This window comes from Acinetobacter sp. ANC 3781 (assembly GCF_004331285.1).
Lineage (GTDB): Bacteria > Pseudomonadota > Gammaproteobacteria > Pseudomonadales > Moraxellaceae > Acinetobacter.
Map to the genome: position 1 here is coordinate 68,218 of NZ_SJOH01000013.1, position 24,643 is coordinate 92,860.

27 protein-coding genes are annotated in these 24,643 nt (G+C 41.5%); 13 read left to right on the forward strand and 14 right to left on the reverse strand.

Annotated elements, in window-relative coordinates; translation table 11 throughout:
* Positions 1-126: 126 nt before the first annotated feature.
* Entirely contained in the window at positions 127-462 is a 336-nt protein-coding gene (gene aciT / locus E0H89_RS10715; protein ID WP_131216901.1) for a ciprofloxacin tolerance protein AciT, read from the reverse strand.
* 422 nt (positions 463-884) lie between these two features.
* Entirely contained in the window at positions 885-2,105 is a 1,221-nt protein-coding gene (serB, locus tag E0H89_RS10720) for a phosphoserine phosphatase SerB (protein WP_131216903.1), read from the reverse strand.
* 77 nt (positions 2,106-2,182) lie between these two features.
* On the opposite strand from serB, the gene E0H89_RS10725 reads away from it, so the two are divergent.
* Positions 2,183-3,436, forward strand: coding sequence for a hypothetical protein (locus tag E0H89_RS10725; protein ID WP_131216987.1), 1,254 nt, complete (start codon positions 2,183-2,185; stop codon positions 3,434-3,436).
* A 74-nt stretch (positions 3,437-3,510) separates the two neighbouring features.
* Here the strand turns inward: E0H89_RS10725 and E0H89_RS10730 are convergent, their stop codons facing one another.
* The 3 genes from E0H89_RS10730 to mhpT form a co-directional block, all read right to left on the reverse strand.
* Complete coding sequence (locus E0H89_RS10730) at positions 3,511-4,452, reverse strand: bile acid:sodium symporter family protein (protein WP_131216905.1); 942 nt, start codon at positions 4,450-4,452, stop codon at positions 3,511-3,513.
* 100 nt (positions 4,453-4,552) lie between these two features.
* The gene (pncA, locus tag E0H89_RS10735; protein ID WP_131216907.1) at positions 4,553-5,188 is read right to left on the reverse strand and encodes a bifunctional nicotinamidase/pyrazinamidase; all 636 of its coding nucleotides are present in this window, start codon (positions 5,186-5,188) and stop codon (positions 4,553-4,555) included.
* 284 nt (positions 5,189-5,472) lie between these two features.
* Entirely contained in the window at positions 5,473-6,681 is a 1,209-nt protein-coding gene (mhpT, locus tag E0H89_RS10740; RefSeq protein WP_131216909.1) for a 3-(3-hydroxy-phenyl)propionate transporter MhpT, read from the reverse strand.
* Positions 6,682-7,408: 727 nt separating this feature from the next.
* Between mhpT and dapA the strand changes: the two genes are divergently transcribed.
* The 3 genes from dapA to purC are packed head-to-tail and all read left to right on the forward strand — an operon-like array spanning position 7,409 to position 9,683.
* Positions 7,409-8,308, forward strand: coding sequence for a 4-hydroxy-tetrahydrodipicolinate synthase (dapA, locus tag E0H89_RS10745; protein ID WP_131216911.1), 900 nt, complete (start codon positions 7,409-7,411; stop codon positions 8,306-8,308).
* 13 nt (positions 8,309-8,321) lie between these two features.
* Positions 8,322-8,927: a lipoprotein-34 precursor (NlpB) gene (locus E0H89_RS10750; protein WP_131216912.1), complete on the forward strand. Its 606-nt coding sequence runs from the start codon at positions 8,322-8,324 to the stop codon at positions 8,925-8,927.
* 36 nt (positions 8,928-8,963) lie between these two features.
* Positions 8,964-9,683: a phosphoribosylaminoimidazolesuccinocarboxamide synthase gene (gene purC / locus E0H89_RS10755; RefSeq protein WP_131216914.1), complete on the forward strand. Its 720-nt coding sequence runs from the start codon at positions 8,964-8,966 to the stop codon at positions 9,681-9,683.
* A gap of 266 nt (positions 9,684-9,949) precedes the next feature.
* Here the strand turns inward: purC and E0H89_RS10760 are convergent, their stop codons facing one another.
* Both E0H89_RS10760 and E0H89_RS10765 read right to left on the reverse strand, forming a co-directional pair.
* On the reverse strand, positions 9,950-11,224 hold the full coding sequence (locus E0H89_RS10760; RefSeq protein ID WP_131216917.1) for a replication-associated recombination protein A: 1,275 nt from the start codon (positions 11,222-11,224) through the stop codon (positions 9,950-9,952).
* A 210-nt stretch (positions 11,225-11,434) separates the two neighbouring features.
* Positions 11,435-11,887 (reverse strand): YcgN family cysteine cluster protein, encoded by a 453-nt coding sequence (locus E0H89_RS10765; RefSeq protein WP_131216919.1) that lies wholly within the window; start codon positions 11,885-11,887, stop codon positions 11,435-11,437.
* Positions 11,888-12,082: 195 nt separating this feature from the next.
* Here E0H89_RS10765 and E0H89_RS10770 point away from each other — a divergent pair, with 195 nt between their 5' ends.
* Positions 12,083-12,241: a DUF1328 domain-containing protein gene (locus E0H89_RS10770; protein WP_005006601.1), complete on the forward strand. Its 159-nt coding sequence runs from the start codon at positions 12,083-12,085 to the stop codon at positions 12,239-12,241.
* Positions 12,242-12,417: 176 nt separating this feature from the next.
* On the opposite strand, the gene murJ is transcribed toward E0H89_RS10770, so the two are convergent.
* Both murJ and ampD read right to left on the reverse strand, forming a co-directional pair.
* Positions 12,418-13,968: a murein biosynthesis integral membrane protein MurJ gene (gene murJ, locus E0H89_RS10775; RefSeq protein WP_171459157.1), complete on the reverse strand. Its 1,551-nt coding sequence runs from the start codon at positions 13,966-13,968 to the stop codon at positions 12,418-12,420.
* A gap of 73 nt (positions 13,969-14,041) precedes the next feature.
* Positions 14,042-14,617, reverse strand: a complete 576-nt coding sequence (gene ampD / locus E0H89_RS10780; RefSeq protein WP_131216923.1) for a 1,6-anhydro-N-acetylmuramyl-L-alanine amidase AmpD — start codon at positions 14,615-14,617, stop codon at positions 14,042-14,044.
* A gap of 173 nt (positions 14,618-14,790) precedes the next feature.
* On the opposite strand from ampD, the gene nadC reads away from it, so the two are divergent.
* Positions 14,791-15,636 carry a carboxylating nicotinate-nucleotide diphosphorylase gene (gene nadC, locus E0H89_RS10785; protein WP_131216925.1) on the forward strand — a complete coding sequence of 282 codons (846 nt, stop codon included), beginning with the start codon at positions 14,791-14,793 and terminating at the stop codon, positions 15,634-15,636.
* Here the strand turns inward: nadC and E0H89_RS10790 are convergent.
* The 4 genes from E0H89_RS10790 to E0H89_RS10805 all read right to left on the reverse strand — a co-directional run bounded on the left by E0H89_RS10790 (position 15,633) and on the right by E0H89_RS10805 (position 19,106).
* Positions 15,633-15,815 (reverse strand): ABZJ_00068 family colistin stress protein, encoded by a 183-nt coding sequence (locus E0H89_RS10790; protein ID WP_131216927.1) that lies wholly within the window; start codon positions 15,813-15,815, stop codon positions 15,633-15,635. The two genes, nadC and E0H89_RS10790, sit on opposite strands and share 4 nt — an antisense overlap.
* Positions 15,816-15,984: 169 nt before the next feature.
* Positions 15,985-16,701: a ribonuclease PH gene (gene rph, locus E0H89_RS10795; protein WP_131216929.1), complete on the reverse strand. Its 717-nt coding sequence runs from the start codon at positions 16,699-16,701 to the stop codon at positions 15,985-15,987.
* Positions 16,702-16,874: 173 nt separating this feature from the next.
* On the reverse strand, positions 16,875-18,020 hold the full coding sequence (locus tag E0H89_RS10800) for a fatty acid desaturase family protein (protein ID WP_131216931.1): 1,146 nt from the start codon (positions 18,018-18,020) through the stop codon (positions 16,875-16,877).
* A 63-nt stretch (positions 18,021-18,083) separates the two neighbouring features.
* Positions 18,084-19,106: a ferredoxin reductase gene (locus E0H89_RS10805; RefSeq protein WP_131216933.1), complete on the reverse strand. Its 1,023-nt coding sequence runs from the start codon at positions 19,104-19,106 to the stop codon at positions 18,084-18,086.
* A 175-nt stretch (positions 19,107-19,281) separates the two neighbouring features.
* On the opposite strand from E0H89_RS10805, the gene E0H89_RS10810 reads away from it, so the two are divergent.
* Entirely contained in the window at positions 19,282-19,941 is a 660-nt protein-coding gene (locus E0H89_RS10810; RefSeq protein ID WP_131216934.1) for a TetR family transcriptional regulator, read from the forward strand.
* A gap of 60 nt (positions 19,942-20,001) precedes the next feature.
* Here the strand turns inward: E0H89_RS10810 and E0H89_RS10815 are convergent, their stop codons facing one another.
* A complete protein-coding gene (locus tag E0H89_RS10815; RefSeq protein WP_131216936.1) occupies positions 20,002-20,619 on the reverse strand; it encodes a thiol:disulfide interchange protein DsbA/DsbL in 618 nt (205 codons plus the stop codon).
* 181 nt (positions 20,620-20,800) lie between these two features.
* On the opposite strand from E0H89_RS10815, the gene ubiG reads away from it, so the two are divergent.
* The 6 genes from ubiG (at position 20,801) to E0H89_RS10840 (ending at position 24,635) form a co-directional block, all read left to right on the forward strand.
* Entirely contained in the window at positions 20,801-21,517 is a 717-nt protein-coding gene (ubiG, locus tag E0H89_RS10820) for a bifunctional 2-polyprenyl-6-hydroxyphenol methylase/3-demethylubiquinol 3-O-methyltransferase UbiG (RefSeq protein ID WP_131216938.1), read from the forward strand.
* Positions 21,514-22,212, forward strand: a complete 699-nt coding sequence (locus E0H89_RS10825) for an HAD family hydrolase (RefSeq protein ID WP_131216940.1) — start codon at positions 21,514-21,516, stop codon at positions 22,210-22,212. Before ubiG ends, E0H89_RS10825 begins: the two co-directional genes overlap by 4 nt.
* A gap of 34 nt (positions 22,213-22,246) precedes the next feature.
* The gene (locus E0H89_RS10830; RefSeq protein ID WP_131216942.1) at positions 22,247-22,993 is read left to right on the forward strand and encodes a YciK family oxidoreductase; all 747 of its coding nucleotides are present in this window, start codon (positions 22,247-22,249) and stop codon (positions 22,991-22,993) included.
* Positions 22,994-23,185: 192 nt separating this feature from the next.
* The gene (locus E0H89_RS16450) at positions 23,186-23,341 is read left to right on the forward strand and encodes a hypothetical protein (protein ID WP_165494044.1); all 156 of its coding nucleotides are present in this window, start codon (positions 23,186-23,188) and stop codon (positions 23,339-23,341) included.
* A 294-nt stretch (positions 23,342-23,635) separates the two neighbouring features.
* Positions 23,636-24,043, forward strand: coding sequence for an RcnB family protein (locus E0H89_RS10835; RefSeq protein WP_131216943.1), 408 nt, complete (start codon positions 23,636-23,638; stop codon positions 24,041-24,043).
* Positions 24,044-24,278: 235 nt separating this feature from the next.
* Positions 24,279-24,635 carry an RcnB family protein gene (locus tag E0H89_RS10840; RefSeq protein ID WP_131216945.1) on the forward strand — a complete coding sequence of 119 codons (357 nt, stop codon included), beginning with the start codon at positions 24,279-24,281 and terminating at the stop codon, positions 24,633-24,635.
* Positions 24,636-24,643 lie beyond the last annotated feature (8 nt).

Genomic DNA, 24,643 nt, shown 5'->3' on the forward strand with positions numbered 1-24,643 from the left:
GTTGGAAAATTGACGACTTATCCTAACATAACTTATGTTTCTTGAAGTAAGGCTTTGTATAACAATATTGAAGGAACAAAAAAATGTGCTCTAGGCACATTTTTTAGAATTCTTGGATACTTGAATTTAACGGCTTGAGCAGTGCTGCTGATCTTCTTCATATACAGGTGTATGTTCAATACAACGACGTTCAGTCAAAGCACGTTCTGCACGACGATCTTCACGTATCAAAAGCATAGCGACGACCACCATTGCTGACATTGATGCCGTAAGATAGCTATAGGTTATAGGTAATTCAAATATTGCTTGCGTGCCGAAGCGGACAACTTCAATCAATCCCCAAAACAGCATGCCTGCAAACATAAAGCTTAACAAACGACGATAAGGCGAGAAGAAAACAGCTATCAAAGCAGCCGCAATCAAGCTTAAGCCTACGATGGTTGCTAAATTCGCTGTAACCATAAAAACCTCCGTCTAAGATAAGGTTTCGACATTGAAAGTTTGTCTCAACCTGATTCCCGATACCGTTAAATAAATGATGAATATGTCTATATCAATCTCTATGCAAGCATTATGCGTAGTTTTTTAAAGAAAAAAAGTCTTGTATTTTCATAAAGCGACACACCTTGTCGCAATATTATTTTGTCATTACATTTTTTTATTTTTAACTTTTTCTGGAAGTGAGATGGGTACGGACTTGCCGTGTCATTACAAAAAAAACACGCGTTAAAAGTATTAAAAAAATATTTTTTACGAATGGATTGATTGTCGTTTTTATCAGCAATTTAACTCAGCCGCTCATCGTATTTTTAACTATTTCTAGAATAAAAAACGCAACATCAATGTCGCGTTTTATCAATAAACTTCAACAGTTAGGAGAAAAATTAAGCACGACTCAAGTCTTTATCGTGTACACCGAGTAGATACAATACACCATCTAAACCTACGCTAGAAATGGCCTGATTTGCATTTTGGCGAACCAAAGGTTTTGCACGGAATGCCACACCTAAACCGGCTATGGACAACATCGGTAAATCATTTGCACCATCCCCCACCGCAATGGTCTGTTCAAGTGAAATACCCATACGTTCAGCAAGTTCACGTAGCAGGAACGCTTTACGCGCACCATCAACAATATGGCCTTTGACTTCGCCTGTAACCATGCCATCAGCAACATCCAGACAATTGGCATGAACTTCATCAATTCCTAATTTTTCTTGCAGGTATTCAGCAAAATACTGGAAGCCACCAGAAAGAATAGCAGTTCTATAACCCAGTGCTTTCAAGGTTGAAATCAGGCGTTCTGCGCCCTCAGTCACGGTTAAACGTTCTGCAATTTGAGGTAAAACAGAAGCATCCATTCCTTTTAACAAGGCGACACGGGCACGGAAGCTTTGTTGAAAATCAAGTTCACCTTGCATGGCACGTTCAGTAATTTCAGCAACTTGCTCCCCTACGCCTGCCTCAATCGCCAGCTCATCAATCACTTCCTGTTCAATCAGGGTAGAGTCCATGTCGAAGCAGACTAAACGGCGGTTACGACGGTAAGCATTGTCTTCTTGAACCGCGACATCGACATTAAGTTCAGTCGATAAACGCAGGCAAGCTGCACGCATTGCCGTGGCATCCAGCATTTGTCCTTTCAAACCAAATTGTACGCAAGAGCGTTTCGGCCCGTCAGCTTGACCCGCTAACTTTGGACGTTCCGACAAACGAGTTACAGTTTCAATATTAAAGCCTTGGTTAGACACAATATTGGTGACTGCTTGTAATTGAGATGCGGTTAATTCTGGTGCAAGTGCAGTCACGATATAACGGGTCTGCCCACCCTCGCTGACCCATTGATCATATTCTGCTGTAGAGATTGGTTTAAAGCGCACAGTTAAACCAATATCATGTGCTAGAATCAAGATCTCCTTCATGGCTAATGCTGTAGCAGTTTGGTCATCTGACGAAACAACAATACCTAAAGTCAGTTGGTTGTGGATGACGGCTTGTCCAACATCCAAAATTTGTAAAGAATGTACGGACAGTACCTGCATTAATCGTGTAAATTGATTAGGCTGGTCAGGTCCCAAAAATGATATAAGAATGATTTCTCGCATGAATTGACTCGGATCTGAGCTACAACTATTGTAAGAATCATAATCGAATTTGAATATAAATGCCTTGGAAGTTTACGTTGAATGCGCCTAGACAAGGGCTATTTGCTAGCCTACTGATAGTAAGTTTTGCTTTACACACCTTTTTACTGGTTCTTGCGACGACGCATCAACTGAATGCAAATCGCGCCAGTCAGGGACAGCTGATGACCACGCAACTGGTCACAGACAGCCTATCCGAGCTTGAACCGGCCAATACAGTGTCATTGGCATTATTAGCCGACCGTTATGCAACTAACCCGAGTGTAGCCTCTATTCGAATTTTAGATGCGAATAATCAGGTACTTGCAACAGGTGGTTTAACCAAGACACGTCAAGGTGAAGTCTTTGTTCGTGAAGCACTGCAAAATGAAAAGAAAGTCGGCACCATTGAAATCACGTTAATCCAGTCCAGTATTGGTGAAATTTTACGGACTCAATGGCTGGCGATTTTATTATCGCTGATGATTCATGGTCTATTGTGGCTGGCTTATCGTGCGATTGCCCGTCCAAGTCGGACTGAATATCTAGCACGTATCAATAATGAATCACGTCTAAAACATGAAATTCAAACCTTGGCTCAGGCCTTAGAACAAGAACAACACAATGCTGCTGTCGCAGTTGCACAAGCACAGCAAAATGCTCAGGCAAAAGTTAAAGTCAAAGAATCAAAACCTGTGATGCTGGATGACAAATGTATTGCCTTAAATATTCAATTTTATGATCCAAAACAACTTATGGATTCAGTTAATAAAACTGTATCCGTGCCGTATTTCAATTTGTGTCAGATTTTCCTGAATAAAACCGCTGAATTGTGTGTTCAACACTACAAATTAAATAGTTCCGATATTTCCACCGTACATAAATTTGATGAACATGGTGCCACCATTAGCATGTCGGTTGAAACACCAAATGCAGTGCAATGTCTGGTGATGATCAGTACCGTGTTCCAGCTGTTGTCGGATGTGTTATATAAACGCTATCGCGAAGAAAAGCGCTTTGTTTTACAAACCCGCAGTGCGATTTCAAGTCATGTCGATGCCATGCAGCTAACACCAGTCCAAGCGGCAGAACGTCTGGTTCAACAGTTAGCAGCAAAAGAAAGTGCCATTCATTTACCGAATGAATTACTCAAAAATATTTCCGATCGTTTTCAATTGGTTAGCATGCCTAATCCAACCAATGTGTTGACCCGTCATGCGTTTATGATGAACGGAATGGACACTGAAGTGGCTGAATTGGCACAGACTTTCAGAACTGAAATTTTAAAAGCCAAACAATCTAAAGCTTCTTAAAATGGATTCATAAAAAAGCCGAGCACATTTGCTCGGCTTTTTTATCTATTTAAAATAGAAATTTCATGCAACCCCTATTTCGTTTTATTGGCTTTACTGGCCCAATACGTCGCCAATGCAGGACCTGAAATGTTATGCCATAAACTAAAAATAGCACTTGGCACTGCAGTAAGTGGTGAAGCAGCAAAATGTACTGCCGCTAAAGCCACACCCAAACCAGAATTTTGCATGCCGACTTCAATGGCAATCGCCTTACTGTCAGCATAAGGCAATTTAAACACTCGACTTGCCCAAAAACCCAGTAAATACCCCAAACCATTGTGTAACGAGACTACAGCTAAAATCAGTAAACCTGATTCTAAAATTTGTGCCTTACTCCCCCCAATAATTGCCGCCACAATGGCAACAATCGCAATCACAGAAATCAGTGGCATCACCTGAATATAACTATCCACTTTTTGCTTCCATACAGCGCGGACAATTAAACCTAAAATGATTGGGAACAGCACGACCTGAAGTATTGAACCCAACATCGACAGGGCATTAATTTCAATCCATTGGCTAGCCAAAAGATAAAAAATCGCAGGTGTCAACACAGGTGCTAAAAGAGTCGAAACCGAGGTACAGGCCACTGATAAAGCAGTATTGCCTTTGGCCATATAGGTAATCACGTTTGAAGCTGTGCCTCCAGGACAACAGCCCACTAAAATCACTCCAATCGCAATTTCAGACGGCAGTTGAAACAAATGACACAACAGATAAGCCAGTCCTGGCATTACCATAAACTGTGCGACCACTCCAACTATGACTGCTTTAGGACTTTGTAAGACTCCTTTAAAATCATCCACGGTCATGGTCATGCCCATTCCGAACATGATAATGCCGAGCATCCAGATGATATAAACTTTCAGCCAGACAAATGCTTCGGGCACAATTAAAGCAATACCTGCAAATAGCACTACCCAAAGCGCAAAGGTTTTTTGAATAAACTGCGTAAAGCGCAAAAAAGCTGACATGGTTCAATCCAATATTTATTCTGGCATCCTGTACTCAATATTATCTGATACAAGAAGCATGAGGAAATTATTGATTATTCCTGCCTCTTAATTGCGCCCTTTATGATGCCAGCTGCTGAATAATATCTTTGACTAAAATGCGTTTCACCCCTGCTGCAAGCATATCTTGCCAGGCATGCTGCAATGACCCATCCAGATCAATGCCCTTGGTGGCATCCGAAATCACATAAGCCTTAAAGCCCAGTTTGCAAGCATCTATCGCCGTCCATGCTACACAAAAATCTGTGGCAATTCCGACAATAAAAACGGTATCAATTCCACGCTCCCTTAAGTAACCCGCTAAACCGGTTGTGGTCTTTCGATCCGCTTCCATGAAAGCAGAATAGCTGTCTATATGTGCATGGAAACCTTTGCGGATAATTAACTGTGCGATGGGTAGGTCAAGATCTGGATGTAGTTCGGCATCTGGCGTGCCTTGAATACAATGCGCAGGCCACAACACTTGAGTTCCATAATCTAATTGAATCGTTTCAAAAGGCTGTTTAGCTATGTGATTTTCAGCAAATGATACGTGGTTATGTGGATGCCAATCTTGAGTAATCACAATATTGTCAAAATACCGCGCCAATTGGTTAATGTTCGGAATGATCTGATCCGCTTGGGCCACAGCTAAGTTACCCCCTGGAGTAAAACCATTTTGTACATCCACCACAATCAAGGCTGTATTGTTTTGCATAATTCGCAGTCCATTCTTTGCATGTTGTCATTTTGGTTAAGCATATAACAAAATAAATTGCAGTATTCAGGCTAGATGGTAAAAATAAAATGACTGTCCATTTAAATCATAGAGAGGCTTTGGCAAATTCGCCTCTATACAGATTCGATAATAAGTATGTCCGATACTCAACTTGATTCAAAGCATTGGCAAAGTTGTTAATTTTGTGGGGCTAAAAAAGTAGAAATAAAATTGAAGTTAAAAAAATAGCCCGCAATCTGCGAGCTATTCTAGACATCAAAAAATTAAGCTGGAGTTTGTAAGCGACGAACCAGAATCAACATGAAAACTGCTGAAATCACGATACATGGAATAGCTGCTGAAATAACACCTGCTGCCCCGAAACCTGCGGCAAGGAGTTGACCTGCAATTGCGGGTCCAAGCATTGCACCTACGCGTCCTACGGCTGATGCCATACCCACACCTGTTGCGCGCACTTCCGTCGGGTAAACAATACTACCGAAAGCATACAGTACACCTTGGCAACCAATCACGAATGCACCGACCAAGGCTGAAGCCATATACATTTGCGTCAAGGAGCTTGCTGCATTTAAGCAGAATAAACCTGCCAAAATACCACCGTACATCAAAATGATGACATAGGCTTTTTTCCAGCGGTCCGTCAGCATCCCTAAAATAATCGTGCCAATTGTTGCACTCATCATGAAGAAGAATTGTGCGGTACTGCCTTCTTTACGAGTAAAGCCCAGTTCCATAAACAATGAAGGCAACCAGCTCAACATGATGTAAACCACCATCAAGGTGAAGAAATAGCTTACTGAAATTAAGCAGGTACGCATTACGTTACTGCTATTAAATAAGTCTTTAAAAGAGCCTTGAGTGGTTACCGTGGTTGTTTCCGCATTGGTTTTCGCCTTCAAGAATTCACGTGATTCTGGTAAAAACTTAATCATGATAGGAAGCACGATAATCGGCAACAAACCACCTAGATAGAAAATATTTTTCCAGTCTGAGCCAAAATCTAAACTCGCAACATACGACAAAATAGCCGCACCCACTGGCATACCACAATACATCAAACCCACAGCACGACCACGGTTTTCAGGTCTAACCGCTTCGGAAGCCAGTGTAATCAAGTTTGGCATGGCAGCGCCTAAACCTGCACCTGCTAAAAAACGAACCAGTAAAAGCGTGTTAAAACTGTTTACCCATACGGTACATAAGGTAAATACAGCAAATACTGCAACCGACCAAATCAGTACCTTTTTCCGTCCGATCCGGTCCGAATATCTTCCACCAATCAGCGCTCCGGGTAACAAACCCAGAATCCCTGCGCTAAAAAACACCCCCAATTGCGAACTATCCAAGCCAAAAGCTTCACGAATGCCGGCTGCGGCAATACCTGCTGCTTGAATATCCAGTCCTTCAATAACTGCAATTAAAAAACAGATAGCGACTGTAATGACGGAGTGTTTGTTATCTGATCTTTCCATTGCAAACTCCTTGTTCAATCAGTGTCCAAAATAGATCACCATCATCCATGAGTCTGAAAATACAAATAACTATCAATAAGTGGAACAAGCGCCCATTGATTGGCAAAAATAGTAGATATATAGCGTTTTTTTAGCGCAATAACTGATAGTCATAAAAACACTTAATCGCGACTAATCAGCACAAAAAATTTAATACGACAATCAGAATTTCAATTATGAAAATCATCCTGTGCGAAAACGTCAACAATAGATTAATAGTTTTAACTGATTATTCCTTAGGTTTTTAAGGATAATTTTTATCTTTTAAACTCTTGGTTTATATAGCTTTCAAGTCTATGGTCATCTTTATTAAATCTTAAATTCCGAGGTTTTTACCCGGAATTGGCGATGGTAGTGGCTTTAAAGCACTTTTATAACAACTTCACTAGTATTTTTAAGTTATAACAAGCGACCAGTTATATAATGATGGCGATCAAAAGGTTAGTAGAATTCGATTGTAAAAGGGGCTTTTGTTCTATTTGGTAGACTTTTCACTTGCTTTTCATAAAGATTTTAAATGGTTTGACTAAAGCATATTGTTCTTCATCGTTTGTTCGTTCATAATTTGCATAAGCATGAATTCAATTACGTCTAATCATATTGAAAATGCTATAAATCAGAATAGGTAACCATCCAAATTTATGTTTTTCTACCTCAGCCGGATGGACAAATAGGATATTTTTTTAAAATGACTCAGCAAGCACAGATCATCCAAGGTTCAATTGTCGCAATCGTCACCCCGATGTTTGAAGATGGCAGCGTAGATTGGAAGGGTCTAGAAAAGCTCGTTGAGTGGCATATAGCACAAGGTACAAACAGTATTGTTGCTGTAGGCACAACTGGTGAAGCCTCGACCTTAAGCATGGCAGAACACACCAAAGTCATCGCGGAAATCATTCGTGTAGCCAACAAACGTATTCCTGTCATTGCAGGTACGGGAGCAAACTCTACCCATGAAGCGATCGAACTGACCAAAGAAGCCAAAGATCTCGGTGCCGATGCAGCACTCCTCGTCACACCTTATTACAACAAGCCTACACAAGAAGGCTTATATCAGCATTATAAAGCGATTGCTGAAGCTGTTGATTTACCACAAATTCTATACAATGTGCCGGGGCGTACTGGCGTCGACATGCTCAATGAAACAGTGATTCGCCTGGCCGATATCCCGCAAATTATCGGGATTAAAGACGCAACTGGTGATGTACCGCGTGGTCAAGAACTTATTCAAGGATTACACGGTAAAGATATGACCGTTTACTCTGGGGATGATGCGACTGCATACCAATTGATGGGCTTCGGTGCGAAAGGCAATATTTCTGTGACTGCCAATATTGCACCTAAAGAAATGAGCCAAATATGTGCTGCTGCGGTTGCAGGTGACACAGAACTCGCTGAAGCTTTAAACAATGAAGTTGCAAATTTACACAATATTCTATTTTGTGAATCCAACCCAATTCCTGTGAAATGGGCGCTTCATGAAATGGGATTAATTGGTACAGGTATTCGTTTACCATTAACTCCTCTTGCAGAACAATATCGTACACCGTTGCGTGAAGCACTGAACGCTTCTGGTGTCATTAAATAAAGAGCACAACACTATGCAATTACGTTTTGGTTTAGCCCTTGCACTTTCAGCATTCAGTTTAGTTGGTTGTAGTTCAATGGGAATCAACAATGGTTCTCTGGATTATAAAAATACTGCAACCTTTGAACCTCTGAAGTATCCTGAAGGTTCAATGGTTCGACCTGCAACGCCATTGTATCCGTCTCCGACGGTTGACCCACTTGCGATTGAACATGCACCCAAGCTTGAAAATAAGCGTGGCAACCGTTTTGCTTTACCTCGCCCTGACAACGTTCAGGCAAATGCGCCAACAGATCGCCAGGATGACAACACAAATGTCGGTCGCCCTCAGTTAGTTCGTGATGGAAATCAAAATCCGTTGCTCAAAATTGATGGAAATTCTGCTACAATTTGGCAGTACACACTTGCTACTCTCAGCAGCCTGAACCATACCATTGTTGGTCAAAGTAAAAATCGTTATGAAGTAACGATTAAGGTCGATCAACAGGTCTATGTCTTAAGACTTACCTCTGTAGGAACGAGTAACAATATCGCTGTGTTCAATGCCGATAATAGCTTTGCAGACCAAGAAAAAGCTGCAGAACTGTTAACCCAGATTTACCAAAATTGGCCAGCCTAGTCGTACTAGGCATTTTTTTTTGAAAAAGGTTCCCCCATGTTGAAACAAACCTTGCTCTATACTGGTAAAGCGAAATCTGTTTATGAAACAGACAGTGCAGATCACCTAATCCTAGTCTTCCGTGATGATGCCTCTGCATTTAACGGCGAAAAAATCGAACAGCTAGATCGTAAAGGCAAGGTGAACAACCGTTTTAACGCCTTCATCATGGAAAAATTGGCTGCTGCTGGCATTGAAACTCACTTTGAAAAACTTCTTTCTCCGACTGAAGTTTTAGTGAAAAAATTAAAGATGGTTCCTGTTGAATGCGTGATTCGTAACTACGCAGCGGGTAGCTTGTGCCGTCGTTTAGGGGTTGAAGAAGGCAAAGAGTTAACACCTTCTACTTTTGAATTGTTCTTCAAAGACGACGCTCTTGGCGATCCAATGGTGAACGAATCTCAAGCAATTGCTTTAGGTTGGGCGACTGCTGAACAACTTGAACAAATGAAAGTGCTGACTTATAAAGTCAACGAAGTCCTTAAAGATTTGTTCGACAAAGGCAATATGCTTCTTGTTGACTTCAAACTTGAATTTGGTGTATTCCACGACCGTATTGTTCTGGGTGACGAATTCTCTCCAGACGGTTGCCGTCTATGGGATAAAGACACCAAGAAAAAACTCGATAAAGACCGTTTCCGTCAAGGTTTAGGCGGTGTGGTTGAAGCTTATGAAGAAGTGGCGACACGTTTAGGTCTCGATCTTTCAGATATTTAATCCGTCTACAGATTCAAAAAACCGGGCTTTAAGCTCGGTTTTTTATGATCGTGAATAAAGGATTCAATCGAATAAATAAATTTATTTAATAAAAAATCATCGTTTTTACACTCTCTACTCAAGCCGCTAATATAATTTCATAGCTGGCAACATTGCAATTGAATCTTGATTGATACCTTGCTCACCAGATCATTGTTTATCCTATAGGATGTATCTCCCCCAAGACATCCTATTTTCAGCCCGATTCTCCATGAATTGGGCTTTTTTTATTGCTGCTGCTGTTCCTGCTGCCAACGACGTTGCTGTAAACGCTCACCTTCCACTTCACGTTTGTTCCGCGCGGACTCATATAACTTAGTACCTTTTAATTCAGGCGGCAAATAGTCTTGCAAGACAAAATGCTCTGGGTAATTGTGTGGATAAAGATAATCCACGCCATAGCCCTGCTCTTTCATCAATTTAGTCGGTGCATTTCTTAAATGTAAGGGTACCGGTAAATTTGCGGTTTTTTCAGCCAGATCTAAAGCTTTATTGATGGCCAAATAAGTACTGTTACTTTTGGCACTGGTCGCCAAATATACTGCACACTGTCCCAAAATAATACGGCATTCCGGCATACCTACAGCTTGAACCGAACGGAAACATTCTCCCGCAAGAAGCAAAGCATTCGGATTCGAGTTACCAATATCTTCAGACGCCGCAATCAGCATACGACGGGCAATAAAGACCGGATCTTCACCGCCTTTGAGCATGCGTGCCATCCAATACAAAGTCGCATCCGGATCACTACCGCGAATTGACTTAATAAAAGCCGAGACCAGGTCATAATGCTGCTCGCCCGATTTGTCATAGCGGGCAATATTCTGCTGCGCAACTTTCACCACAATGGCATTGGTAATGATATTTTCAAGTTCAGGTTCAAAGGTGCTGGCAATCAGGTCTAGCAGGTTAAGGGCCTTACGTGCATCTCCGGCAGCAAATTGAATCAGTGCTTCATATTCTTCAATTTGAATATATCGTTCTTTTAAAAAGGCATCGTTTTGTAGAGCCTGATTCAATAAGGTTTGAATTGCATCGGCATCTAAAGCATTCAGGCTATACACCTGACAACGCGATAACAATGCACTATTCACCTCAAAGGAAGGATTTTCCGTTGTTGCGCCAATCAACGTGATTTTACCCTTTTCAACCGCATTCAATAAGGCATCTTGTTGTGACTTATTAAAACGGTGAATTTCATCAATAAAGACTACAGGTTTAAGTAAATCACCACTTTGAGCAATGATTTCACGCAGTTCTTTCACTCCAGTATTCAGGGCAGATAGACTGACAAAAGGTCGATCAACCGCCTGTGCCAGAAGTAAAGCAATGGTGGTTTTCCCTACCCCCGGTGGTCCCCAAAAAATAATCGAGGGTAAATGCCCTTGATCAATCATTTGGCGTAAAGGGGCTTGATTACCTAATAAGTGATCCTGACCGATAATTTCTGCTAAATCACGTGGGCGGAGCCGTTCAGGCAGTGGAATATGACTATCTGACATCTTGTTATTTCTTTACTATGCTTAAAACCAGTCTACTATGTAATTTTAATATCGCGTATTTCAATTGAAATGTTTTACAAAAAAATCATCTGGTTTTGAAGCTTGCTGATTCCAGCAGTTTTGCAACAGGCAGCACAAACTTGGCAGGATTAAACTGAGATCAACTAAATATTTTTTAGAAGATCTTTTCCAAGAAGTGTACGGTCAAAATTAGCGTACCCAACGAACAATATAGTCTTCAATATCTGCTTCATTGACTTCAACTTCCGAAATACAGCGCCCTGCGGCCGACTTTTTCGCCTTAATCACACTCTGCCGTGTACCGGTATTTAAATAATGCCAAGACGGCAACTTTTTGCCTTCTTTTAAGCGACGGTAAGCACAACTGGGTGGCAACCAGTGAATGGTGGCCAATTTATCAGGAGTCAGTTGAATGCAATCAGGAACATACTTAAAACGCTCGGCATAATTACTGCAATGCGCTGTTTTGCAATCGAGAAGTTTGCATGAGACCTTGGTATAAGCTACTTCACCAATTTCTTCATCTTCCAGTTTAATCAGACAACATAAACCACACCCATCACAAAGTGCCTCCCACTCAGTAGGATTCAGTTCAGCTAAAGGATATTTTTTCCAAAATTCCGGACGTAATTTGGCAGTCATAAAACGAAAAAAAAGAAGAGAGCTTAGCCATTATTATAGCGTGTTCAAGTTCACAATGTAGGAATGTTATTTTTACTTTGAATCATATATTTACTGTCAAAGTGAACATTTTTTCAACATAAGAATAACACTTTTAGGAATTTCAACGTCCTATACTAAATCTACTTTGAAAATAACAACACTTGGAGAAAGCTTATGTTCCGTTGGGCGATTATTTTTGCAGTGATTGCACTTATAGCCAGTCTGTTAGGTTTCGGTGGTGTCGCCGGTCTATCTAAAGACTTCGCGGTTATTCTACTGGTCATTGCAGTTATTCTAGCAATTGTCGGCTTCCTCTCTCGAGGGAAGGTATAAAATTATCTTATACTTTTAGCTTCATAAAAAAGAGCCTCTTTAGGCTCTTTTTTATATTGGAAATCCATCTACCCCATTAAAAAATCTAAAATCAAATTAAGCGAAAATTAAATTATATTTCACACATTTAACTCCAGTCACTATCTCAAACTAAAGAATAAATCCGAGATCTTTTATTAGGGTCTTAAGTGACGTGGTCTGAACCCTGTGATCAATAAACCAATCGCATAAGCTAAAACCCCCACTAGACAAAGGCCAATGACTTCGAATACGCGAATCCATTGTGAAACATCGCCGTTATACCAACTCAAGGCATACCAAAGTGCCGTAATCATGAGGGCATTGGCAATGGCAAACTGAAGAAAAAGTTTCTTCCAGTGCGCCCCAAAGCGGAAAATATCGCGTTGATGCAGATAAAAATACAACATTCCGGCATTCACCAGTGCAGAACCTGAAGAGGCCAACGCCAATGCCATATGTTCTGCTTCCCAATGGATCAGTTTAAAGAAGCCAATAAAGACTACGTTTAAAATCGCATTAGCTGCAACGGCCATTAAGCCGACACGTACAGGGGTTCTGGTATCTTGCTGTGCGTAAAAGCCCGGCGCAAACACTTTAATCAGCATGAAGGAAATGACCCCGGCACTCATGCATTGCAAAGCCAATGCGGTCATCTGTGTATCTTCAAGGGTAAATTGCCCACGTTGGAACAGTGCCTGAATAATGGGAGTGGATAGCATAAACAAGGCAATGCTGGCGGGAATACCGACCAACATAATCACTCTTGCCGCCCAGTCGATCATGCCACGGAACTTTAATTGATCTTGTTCGGCATGGCGCATAGAAAGTGATGGCAGGATAACCGTACCAATTGCCACCCCAATTAAGCCCAAAGGTAATTCAGTCATGCGTTCGGCACTATATAGCCAGGACACCGAACCGTCTTGCATGAAGGATGCCCAGATGGTATTCAGCAGCAAATTGATTTGCGTCACCGAAACACCAAATAAGGCAGGCAGCATCAATTTCATGATGCGATCTACACCTTCATGTTTAAAATCAACTTTAGGTGGAATCAGCAGATTTTTACGCCATAACTCCGGGATTTGAATCACCAGTTGCAATACACCTGCAACGACTACAGCCCAACCTAAGGCCATAATCGGTTCAGCCATATACGGCGTTAACCACCATGCGCCTGCAATCATGGTGATATTCAGTAAGACTGGCGCAAAAGCTGGGGTCGAAAATGAACCATAACTGTTTAAAATACTGCTGGCAAAAGCAGTCAGCGACATAAACAGTAAATATGGAATCGTCAGACGGAACATGTCCGTGGCTAAGGCAAATTTTTCTGGATCACTATGGAAACCCGGTGCATAAATATACAAAATCGCCGGTGCAGCAATCATGGCAATAAAGGTCAGTGCGGTCATAAAGGTCGCCAGACAACCAAATACCCGACTAATCAGAATTTGCACTTCAGCATGGGTTTTTGTGGTTTTGTATTCGGTTAAAACCGGAATAAAGGCTTGCGAAAAGGCCCCTTCGGCAAACAGCCGCCGAAAGAAGTTCGGGATACGGAAGGCAACCACAAAGGTATCAAAATCTTTACCTGCACCAAACACATTCAGCAAAACCACATCCCGGACTAGACCCAAAACCCGAGACAACATGGTCATTGCACTGACAATAAAGGTCGACCGCCACAGTGCCATCATTTCCACCCAGTATTAAAATAAGTCGCTATTGTAAAGAAACTTCACAGGAATTTCGTTGTTAAATCATAAACTCGAGCAGCTATTGATCTGCTTTATATTGTTGTATTAAAGCTCTGGTTTTTGGCCAATCAAAAAAAGGCCCAGGATCAGTTTTACGTCCTGACGCAATATCCGAATGCCCTGCCAGATGTTGCAATATCTTCGGATAGGTCTCCTGCAAGGTCGTAATCACCTTTGCCAATGTATTGTATTGCACATCCTCAAAAGGCTGGTCATCGCTGCCTTCCAGTTCAATACCAATGGAATAATCATTACATTCTTTTTTGGCCAAATAGCTGGAACGCCCTGCATGCCAGGCGCGATCATTAAAATTCACGAATTGCAAAACCTCACCACTGCGCAAAATTAACAGATGGGTCGACACCTGCATGCCTTCAATGGTTTGAAAATAAGGATGAACCGACCAATCCAGCTGGTTTTGAAAAAACTGTTCAATATAGCCACCGCCAAATTGCGAGGGCGGCAAACTGATGTTATGCACCACCACTAACTGAATTTCAGTATGTTCGGGGCGTTGATTATAGTTCGGGGATGGTACTTGCCTTGCACCGATCAACTGACCATCGATGACCTGAAAAGACGGTGCCTGTTGCATATTCCTATCCTCAGTTTTATTCGTCTAAGTAGATGATTTTAGCGTAATCCTAAAACTTTAAACTTAAAATCTCAAACTCCCCGAATAAAATCCATTGAAAAACCATTTCTTTTAAATGAACAGTGCTAATATAACGCGCAATTTTCATGGCTTAAAAAAGATACGGAATTCTGATGAGCATCTCTCAATCTTTGTTAGAACACGCAATCCAGATCAATATTCAACAGGCTTTACAAGAAGATATTGGCGAGGGTGATATCACCGCTTTATTGACTCCTGAAGACGAACAAGCCACTGCAACCATCATTAGCCGTGAAGATATGGTTCTGGCGGGTCAACCTTGGGTGAATGCTTTAATCCAGGCCTATGATTCATCGGTACAAGTGACTTGGCTTAAAAATGATGGTGACCGTGTCCAAGCCAATCAAGCCTTTTTAAAACTGGCCGGCTCTGCACGCAGCTTACTGACGGTTGAACGTCCTGCGCTAAATTTTGTACAAACACTTTCTGCGGTAGCAACGAAAACAGCTGAATATGTGAAACAATTAGAAGGTTTAAACACCAAATTGCTCGATACCCGTAAAACCCTTCCCGGCTTACGTATTGCACAAAAATATGCCGTAGCGATTGGCGGTGGTCAAAACCATCGCCTTGGTTTGTTTGATGCCTTTTTAATTAAAGAAAACCATATTATGGCAGCAGGTGGCATTACTCAGGCGATTGCCAAAGCGCATAACATTGCACCGGGTAAACCTGTAGAAGTTGAAGTTGAAACTTGGGATGAACTCAATCAAGCCTTGGAAGCCCATGCCGATATCGTCATGCTGGATAATTTCAGTCAACAGCAAATGATTGATGCGGTGAAGCATGTGGCAGGTCGTTGCAAGTTGGAAGCTTCGGGCAACATCACCATTGAAAACTTACGTGAAGTGGCAACGTCTGGTGTCGACTATATTTCGATGGGCGTTTTAACCAAAGACGTCAAAGCGGTTGATTTATCAATGCGCTTTAATGCCTAAGTCTGCTCAGTATCATTTCTTGATTGAGATTTCGGTTTAGATGTTAAATCCTGAATTTCACTGGAGGGTATGTTCTGTTGCCAAGCGGATTGGATCGATTCTTTCTCTGAAGCACGTGGATCACTGGTCATCAGCACCAGCGTCACCACGGATATAACTAAGATTATGATATTTAACATCACTCCTCCTGAAAAAATAAAACATGAGTCTAAGCACTGAATATGAACTTGATCTTAAGCCTGCGTTTCAAAAGGTGCAGCTATTGCAGCCTTTTTGTATCCAGTCCTTTAGATGATCTATATAAAAAACGCACCTTGAGGTGCGGTTTTTATTTCTTAATTAAACAACTTACCAACCTAAAGCTTCCTGTTGTTTTTTAATTAATTCTTGAATGCCTTTTTCAGCCAGTTCAAGCATCTCGTTACACTGTGCACGGGTAAAGGGTTTTTCTTCGGCAGTACCTTGCAGTTCAATAAATTCGCCTGCTTGTGTCATGACCACATTTAAGTCGGTTTGACAGCTTGAATCTTCTTCATAACACAGATCCAATAACGCTTCATCTTTATACATACCGACAGAAATCGCAGCCACCAAGCCTTTAAGTGGGTCTTGCTTAATTTTCTTTTTCTCAAGCAATACATTCATTGCATCAATGAGAGCTACAGCTGCCCCAGTAATAGCTGCGGTACGTGTACCACCATCTGCCTGAATCACATCACAGTCAATGGTAATGGTGTTTTCACCCAGTTTTTTCAAATCGACCATGGCACGCAAGCTACGACCAATCAGACGCTGAATCTCTTGAGTACGGCCACTCTGTTTACCACGAGCGGCTTCACGGTCACTACGGGTATGCGTTGAACGTGGCAACATACCGTATTCAGCAGTGACCCAACCTTGTCCCTTACCTTTAAGAAAACGTGGTACTGAATTATCAATACTTGCGGTACAAAGAACTTTAGTATGACCAAATTCAATCAATACTGAACCTTCCGCATAACGCGTATAGTTGCGGGTAATTTTTACGTCACGTAATTGATCTACTGTACGTTGGTCGATACGCATAATGGGTTCTCTTTGGCTAAAATTCATTGCGGCCTAGTATAACAGAAGCAAGCTTGAAGGTTTTGCTGACAGACTGTCGATTGACAAAAACCATAAAATCACGCTGCTTCTATTTAGCCACCAGTTGAATTAGCCTCCCATTATGCTTAGCTCAAATCCCTTTCTATTTCACTTTAAAAGCGAAATAATGTTTTTAACTTCTGTTTCGATTGCATAATCGAAGCTGTCCAGGAATTCGGTAAAGAACATTTAGCTAAACGTACCCAAACACTGCCAAACTGTTTCATAAAACTGGCTTCGTTATAGTGAATGCCATACTCTGCGCATAAGGCACGAATTTTGGGTGCCGCTTCTGCATAACGGTTAGCCGGCATATCCGGGAATAAATGGTGTTCAATTTGATGACTCAAATTACCACTTAAAATATGCAACCATTCTGTGCCACTAAAGTTACTCGATCCACGAATTTGACGTAAATACCATTCTGCCCGGGTTTCAGTTTCGGTATTATCTGGTTCAAAAGTTTCTGTATCTTCAGTGAAATGACCATTAAAGATCACCGCTGATGCCCATAGACTACGAATCACATTCGCCACGGCATTGCCGGCAAATACAGGTAAAGCATTCGGCCCCGCAATCAGCGGGAAAAATACATAATCTTTGGCCACCTGACGCACCACTTTTTTACGGAATTTCGCTGAGTCGACCCAAACCTCTTTCCATGTTTTGGTTTTATAGGCAATTGCATCTTCCAAATGTAGGTTTTGTAAGCCCACATACCATTCGAAAAACACCATCAATTGCATGGCTAAAGGAATATTGAATAAAAAGCGTGGTTCCCATTTTTGCGCCTCACTGACACGAATCAGGCCATAGCCAACATCATGGTCTTTGCCAATAATATTGGTATAAGTATGGTGAATATAGTTATGGGTATGCTTCCAGTCATCGCCGGTTGCCATGGTATCCCAGTCATAATTGGCACCATTCAGATTCGGGTCATTCAGCCAGTCAAACTGACCATGCATCACGTTATGACCCAGTTCCATATTTTCCACGATTTTGGACAGACCCAACAAACCTGTACCCATCAACCATACTGGTGGAATCCAGCCGCCAAACATTAGCATACCGCGAGAGGCGATTTCGCTATAACGGACAAAATCACGAATTTTATAGATATATTGCGCATCTTGCTCGCCAATATTGTCCATAATTTCACGGCGAATGGCATCGACTTTCTCACCGAATTCGGCAGTTTGTTTAGCGCTCAGATGTTTTGACTTGCTGTTTTCTAGAAATTTAACTGACATATTCATTATTTTTCTCCTGAGTCATGCTCCAGCACCTATTCATCGCAAGTGTGAGCAGAACTAAAATTTTTAAAGGTTGATCACTACAGGACTGACAGCTTGGCTAATACACAATTTAATTTGGGTATTGCTATCGTGGTCAATTTCACCGGTCAGCAAGTTTTTGGTTGAGCCGCTGACTTTGGTACAGGTACAGGTATTGCAAATACCCATACGGCAACCATGTGCTGGTCTTAGCCCCGCCTGTTCGGCACTTTCAAGTAAATTGGTTTTTGCTTCAAATTCTTGTTGGGCTCGTAGAAATACCACCGGTTGTACGGCTGCAGTTTCATCGACAACGACCTGGAAATATTCCTGTTTGAGTTGATCGGCAATCCCCAAGTGTTGATAAATCTGGTTCAGGCTTTGCATCATCCCCTTGGCACCACAGGCATAACTTTGGCGTTGCTTGAAATCGGCTACCCTACTTTCGAGCAGTTCTACGCTTAAATGCTGCTTCTGGGCTACGGTATTAAAATGATGGTAGTGGAACTGTGGATATTGTTCAGCCAATTGCAATAATTCACTATGAAAAGCATTGTCACGAGTAAAATAGAGCAGATCAATCTGCTTTACCTTTTGAATGAGTGCCTGCTCTAACAGTGAATAAATAGCAGTAATGCCGCTGCCTGACGCCAGCAATAGAATAGAATCCTGAGATGAACTTAATGTGAAATCGCCCTGAACTTGAGAAATTTCTACCACGCTGCCTCGAGCTAAATGTGTTAAGGCATTGGATACTTTACCTTGGCGTTTTACTGCAATCACAATGTTGCCCTGAGCGGTAATTTTTACAATCGAGTAACTACGTTGCTGACGAACACCTGCAATCACCACAGTCACTAAAATACTTTGCCCAGCACGAAATGTTTTTGCCTGAAAGTTATGATTAGGCTGAAGCTGAATTTGATAAAAGTCTTCATTCAGCATGTGGACATCGACAATACTGGCTTTCACTTTTTTCCATGCCCAAACTGGATTCACTTTTTCAGCAATAAAATCGATGAAATCTTCTCGAATCCATTGCGGTTGGTACTGCATCACATGACTCATATGAGGTTCCTCTTTTTTATTGCTGGTTATTTATTTGAGTGAACAGGTGTTCTTACAGTGAACACTTGTACACTATTATTATTTTTTACTTCAGTCAACACCTGTTCACTGACATTCGTCGTTTAATTTGTTTTTTTTTGATAGACTTCAGGCAGAATTTTTTTAGGGTAATCGAATGTCGATACGGGATGAGCGTAAACAACAAAGCCGCCAAGCACTTTTGGATGCCGCGCTTGCTTTAAGCACGTCTGGACGTTCTTTTAGTAGTATCAGTTTGCGTGAAATCGCGCGCCACGTCGGTTTGGTGCCGACTGCGTTTTATCGCCATTTTCAAGACATGAATGAGCTTGGACTCGAATTAGTCGATCACGTTGCCCTGCATCTAAAAGGCATTCTGCATCAACTTGGACAAGCTTATATCTACCAACCGAATACCAAAGCGAAAATCAGCCTAGACCTGTTTTTCCAAGCGGTTGAGCATAATCCTGAACCGTGGGTATTCATGATTGCCGAGCGCTGGGGTGGATCAGAAGTGATTCGTCAGGCCATTGCACGGGAAATTAATTTCTTAATTGAAGACTTGGCCAATGATTTATGCAAAATGGAAACAGTACAGCACATCCGCAATCTACAAGACCTTCAGGTGATTTCAAATATTTTAATTAATTTATCTTTTACTTGGGCAATGACTTGGATGGATATCAATCGTCACTATCAGGCGGATGAACGGATAGAACAACAAATAAAATTTAAGCTGCAAACCATTACCCAGGTACATGTCATTTTTCGCGGAATTTCCAACTGGGATACCACACTGGCAGCAGTAAGCAAGTAATCGCTCAAGATGAGATATAAAAAAACCCGCAATGATTGCGGGTTTTTTAGTACATCCAACTTATTTGGCTTTACGCTCTTTTTCCACCAGGTAGCTCACCACTTGAGTTACTTTCGCATCTTCACCTTGAACCACATATTTACCATTTACCACGACCGCAGGCACACCGCTCAGTTGGTATTGTTGTGCCAATTTCTTCGATTGAGCCACTTTAGAAGTAATCGCGAATGAATTAAACATGCTGTTAAATTTGGCTTCTGGTACGCCATATTTTACAAAGAATTTGGCTTGTGATTTTTGATCAAAAATCTGTTGACCACCGGCATGAATGGCATGGAATAAAGGCAAGTGAGTTTTCTTACGAACGCCTAATGCTTCAGACACATAATAACCACGCGCGCCTTGCTCCCATAGAGGGTTCATCGCAGCAGGTGTACGCACAAAGTTGACATCTTTAGGAATTTTTCTGAGCCAAGCCTGCATATGTGGTTCTAATTTAAAGCAGTGTGGACAGCCATACCAAAAGAACTCACGTACTTCAATTTTTCCAGGAACTTCAACTTTACCTGGGTTGGCAACCACGGTGTAATCTTTACCCGCGACAAAATTGGCAGCCATTGCGGTGCCCGAAAAGGCAAAAACAGCAGTAGCAACACTACCTAAAAGGAATTTTTTCATTGACCTTATTGTCCTCTAAATCGTTATGATTAAGTTATACGATGACTATAAATCAATTATGCCGAATTCGTTTTCATTCTGTGAACTTTTTTACAGCTTTTATCGCTTTTTTGAGAATAAACGCTACACTAAGCCCCTATAACTTTTTTTAAAATATAACGACTTGATTGAGGTGAGACCGATGTCGCAATTGAATGTTGATCCACAAGAAATTGCCAAATTTGAAGCGTTCGCAGCCATATGGTGGGATCAGCATTCTGAGTTCCGTCCCCTGCATCAAATTAACCCTTTACGCTTAAATTGGATTGATGAACATTCAGGTGGCATTAGTGGTAAAAAAGTCCTCGATGTCGGCTGCGGTGGCGGTATTTTGTCTGAAAGCATGGCACGTCGTGGTGCCCAAGTTTTAGGCATCGACATGGGTGAAGCCCCTTTAAATGTAGCGCGTCTTCATGCAGAACAAGAAAATGTGACCAATATTGAATATCGTCAGGTTCCAGTAGAACAGTTGGCAGAAGAACAAGCAGGACAATATGACGTGGTCACGTGTATGGAAATGCTGGAACATGTACCCGATCCGGCATCCATTATTCAAGCTTGCCAAAAGTTGGTCAAACCGGGTGGTCATGTATTCTTCTCGACCATTAACCGTAATCCAAAATCTTATTTATTTGCGATTATTGGTGCGGAATATGTCCTTCGAATGCTCGCCAAAGGCACGCATGATTATCATAAATTTATCAAACCTTCGGAACTTGCACATGACATCCGCAGTGCAGGCTTAAAACTCAAAGACATGACAGGTTTGCACTTTAACCCGATCACCAAACGTTATTGGCTGGCACCGAATGTCGATGTGAACTATATGGTTTATACGGTAAAAGAAGGTGCCGAATGAAAGCTGTACTGTTTGACCTAGATGGCACGCTGATTGACACCGCTGCTGACTTTATCCGTATTATTCAAGACATGTGCCGCGATAAACAATGCGAGATCGTGGCTGCTGATCTGATTCGTACTCAAGTGTCGGAAGGCGCACGTGCCATGGTGAAACTGGTCTATCCGGAACTTGAGGTAGAAGATCCGGTTTTTCTCGCCCATCGGCAACGTTTTTTAGATCTGTATGGCGAAGATATTGCAGTAGAAACTGACCTGTTTGCAGGCATGTATCCGCTGCTTGAAGAATTGGAAAGCCACGCTATTCCTTGGGGGATTGTGACCAATAAACCACGCTGGCTCAGTGAATCCCTGCTAAAAGCGCTCAATTTGACTGATCGCTGTGCCGTTCTGGTGTGCCCGGAAGATGTCAGCAAAACCAAGCCTGATCCTGAACCGATGTATCTGGCAGCCCAGCACATTCAGATTCGACCTGAAGACTGTATCTATGTTGGCGACCATCCACGTGATATTGATGCCGGTCGTAATGCCAATATGTACACCATTTTGGCCGGCTATGGCTATTTACCATTGCAACACAAAGATGACTTAACAGCATGGCAGGCTGATTGTATAGTCAAAACAGTTGCCGAATTACATCAGGTAATTAATCAGTTGGTCATCTCAAAGCAACATAACAATTCTCTGATTTCATAAAGACATAAAAATACGATAAACGAGGAGGTATGCAATGAAATATTCAGAATATCAACCTCGCCCCGATCTGTTGAAAGATCGCATTATCCTGATTACAGGTGCGGGCGATGGTATTGGTCGTGCAGCTGCAATTAGTTATGCCCTGCATGGGGCAACAGTAGTCCTGCATGGACGTGCCTTAAACAAGCTTGAAGTCATTTATGATGAAATTGAAAGCTTGGGTGCACCCCAACCCGCTATTCTGCCTTTGCAACTCTCCAGCGCCTCTTCTCGAGACTATGAGTTACTGGTCGATACTTTAGAAAAACAATTTGGTCACCTCGATGGCATTTTGCATAACGCCGGTATTCTGGGTGAACGCACGGAACTCGCCCATTACCCGGTCGATGTCTGGGACGATGTGATGGCGGTGAATCTGCGTGCGCCATTTTTACTGACACAAACCCTGTTACCACTACTACAAAAATCTGAGCATGCCTCTGTGGTTTTTGCCAGTTCCGGTGTAGGTCGTGAAGCACGTGAGCGTTGGGGGGCCTACTCCGTATCAAAAATTGCCATTGAAGCAGTCAATCAGATTTTTGCCAAAGAAAATGTTTATCCCAATGTGCGTTTTAACTGTATTAATCCGGGCGCAACACGGACGGCCATGCGTGCCAAAGCCTATCCGGATGAAGATCCAAAAACCTTGGCAACCCCTGAAATGATTATGCCGGCCTACCTGTATTTAATGGGTGACGACAGCTTGCATCTGAATGGTCAAAGTATTGATGCGCAGGATTAATCTTTAAAAAGATCAAAAAGGGAGCCTATGCTCCCTTTTTTTATTACCTCCTTTGAGGAGAGAATTTTTAGATAATAAAAAACTATAAATCGTATTTTTAAATAAATTTAACAATAATATTCGGTTTTTCAAATTTAAAGGATGAGCTTATGCTTATTGATATTGAAAAAAACCCCATATAAGGAATAGATTATGGCTGATCAACAACGTAAAATTGAAACGATCCGTAGTATTAAAAAATTACAGCTTTCAAATACATTGATTACCCGTTTAGATGATGCAGGACAAGCAGACGCAATTGCAGAGGCTGTGAACTCACTTCAAGACCTTGCTGAGCAATGGAACTAGAACAGTTTTATTGAACAGTCAGCATAGGGCTGTTGCAGCCTTTAATCAGAACAATTTCGAGCAAATAAAGCACTATCAAAAATTTGATACAAATTTTTCATCAATATCCTGTTTTTGTAGTATTTAATATCGATATAAAATTTCTTTAGATTTTTAAATCGTGAGATATTTCTGCATAATATCCTTATTATCTCTGCATTTTTTAATAAATGAGTGATTTATCTTCACAGTTTCTCTGCAATTTTTTCGTACATTAGCATGATTGAAATTAATAATTTTCTATGAGGATTCAACATGAAAAAGATTTTGACAATTTTGGCAATCTCTTTCAGTGCATTGATGGCAAACAGTGTAACCACTGCTGCACCTCACGAGAAACACGATAACAATCGTGGTTGGGATCAATCACGTCATCAGCAATCAAATAATGGTCGAGATTTTCGTGACCAGGATGATGGCGATGATCGTATGCAAGATAAACGCCGTGTTCGGGAAGAACGTGGGGTAAAACGTCTACAACAGCATAAATGGCAAACCGGTTATATAATGCCGCAGCATTATCGGGGTAACGGTTATAAAGTCGATTACAAAAGCCATGACTTGCCAAGACCCTCTCGTAACCAGCAGTGGTATAAAATTAATAATGACTATATTTTAGTCGACACTGACAGTAATAATATTATTCGTATTCAGGGTTTCTAAATTCAGTTTTATATTCTCTACGCCCAAACTCCGGTTTGGGCTTTTTTTTATTTTTAAAAAATCGTTTGTTTTAACAGCAAGGCTTTGACTGTAAGCTTTTCAGGGTTTTTAAAAATCTTCTTTTTTTCTCCATCAATTTCACAATTCACCTATATAGCTCTCATTTTTTATCTCTAATTTTTGGTTAATTTTGTCTTATCGAAAATATATTTAAAAATGATCTAAGGTGAACGTCATGAAAAAAGTTTTAACAACAATTGCACTGTCTTTATCTGCATTGATGGCTACTTCTGCGATGGCAGCGCCGGATCATCGTTATGATGATCGTCAACGCTATAACCATGCACCCTCACATCAGGACAACCGTTGGGATAATAACAAGCGTTATGATAATAAACGGGTAAACCCGAGTCGTGACTGGCGTGCAGGGCAAAATTTCCCGCGTGTATTCAGCTCATCGATCTATAAAGTGAGCGACCGTGATGCACGCCGCTTACCGAATACCAACCGTTATCAACAATGGTATAAAGTGAATGGCGACTATGTACTGGTAAACGAACGTACCGACCGTATTGTCCGCATTATCAACTAAAATCGGTT

Coding starts and splice junctions, on each gene's coding strand:
- aciT (WP_131216901.1), bottom strand. CDS start 462: ATGGTTACAGCGAATTTAGCAACCATCGTAGGCTTAAGCTTGATTGCG.
- serB (WP_131216903.1), bottom strand. CDS start 2,105: ATGCGAGAAATCATTCTTATATCATTTTTGGGACCTGACCAGCCTAAT.
- E0H89_RS10730 (WP_131216905.1), bottom strand. CDS start 4,452: ATGTCAGCTTTTTTGCGCTTTACGCAGTTTATTCAAAAAACCTTTGCG.
- pncA (WP_131216907.1), bottom strand. CDS start 5,188: ATGCAAAACAATACAGCCTTGATTGTGGTGGATGTACAAAATGGTTTT.
- mhpT (WP_131216909.1), bottom strand. CDS start 6,681: ATGGAAAGATCAGATAACAAACACTCCGTCATTACAGTCGCTATCTGT.
- dapA (WP_131216911.1), top strand. CDS start 7,409: ATGACTCAGCAAGCACAGATCATCCAAGGTTCAATTGTCGCAATCGTC.
- E0H89_RS10750 (WP_131216912.1), top strand. CDS start 8,322: ATGCAATTACGTTTTGGTTTAGCCCTTGCACTTTCAGCATTCAGTTTA.
- purC (WP_131216914.1), top strand. CDS start 8,964: ATGTTGAAACAAACCTTGCTCTATACTGGTAAAGCGAAATCTGTTTAT.
- E0H89_RS10760 (WP_131216917.1), bottom strand. CDS start 11,224: ATGTCAGATAGTCATATTCCACTGCCTGAACGGCTCCGCCCACGTGAT.
- E0H89_RS10765 (WP_131216919.1), bottom strand. CDS start 11,887: ATGACTGCCAAATTACGTCCGGAATTTTGGAAAAAATATCCTTTAGCT.
- E0H89_RS10770 (WP_005006601.1), top strand. CDS start 12,083: ATGTTCCGTTGGGCGATTATTTTTGCAGTGATTGCACTTATAGCCAGT.
- ampD (WP_131216923.1), bottom strand. CDS start 14,617: ATGCAACAGGCACCGTCTTTTCAGGTCATCGATGGTCAGTTGATCGGT.
- nadC (WP_131216925.1), top strand. CDS start 14,791: ATGAGCATCTCTCAATCTTTGTTAGAACACGCAATCCAGATCAATATT.
- E0H89_RS10790 (WP_131216927.1), bottom strand. CDS start 15,815: ATGTTAAATATCATAATCTTAGTTATATCCGTGGTGACGCTGGTGCTG.
- rph (WP_131216929.1), bottom strand. CDS start 16,701: ATGCGTATCGACCAACGTACAGTAGATCAATTACGTGACGTAAAAATT.
- E0H89_RS10800 (WP_131216931.1), bottom strand. CDS start 18,020: ATGAATATGTCAGTTAAATTTCTAGAAAACAGCAAGTCAAAACATCTG.
- E0H89_RS10805 (WP_131216933.1), bottom strand. CDS start 19,106: ATGAGTCATGTGATGCAGTACCAACCGCAATGGATTCGAGAAGATTTC.
- E0H89_RS10810 (WP_131216934.1), top strand. CDS start 19,282: ATGTCGATACGGGATGAGCGTAAACAACAAAGCCGCCAAGCACTTTTG.
- E0H89_RS10815 (WP_131216936.1), bottom strand. CDS start 20,619: ATGAAAAAATTCCTTTTAGGTAGTGTTGCTACTGCTGTTTTTGCCTTT.
- ubiG (WP_131216938.1), top strand. CDS start 20,801: ATGTCGCAATTGAATGTTGATCCACAAGAAATTGCCAAATTTGAAGCG.
- E0H89_RS10825 (WP_131216940.1), top strand. CDS start 21,514: ATGAAAGCTGTACTGTTTGACCTAGATGGCACGCTGATTGACACCGCT.
- E0H89_RS10830 (WP_131216942.1), top strand. CDS start 22,247: ATGAAATATTCAGAATATCAACCTCGCCCCGATCTGTTGAAAGATCGC.
- E0H89_RS16450 (WP_165494044.1), top strand. CDS start 23,186: ATGGCTGATCAACAACGTAAAATTGAAACGATCCGTAGTATTAAAAAA.
- E0H89_RS10835 (WP_131216943.1), top strand. CDS start 23,636: ATGAAAAAGATTTTGACAATTTTGGCAATCTCTTTCAGTGCATTGATG.
- E0H89_RS10840 (WP_131216945.1), top strand. CDS start 24,279: ATGAAAAAAGTTTTAACAACAATTGCACTGTCTTTATCTGCATTGATG.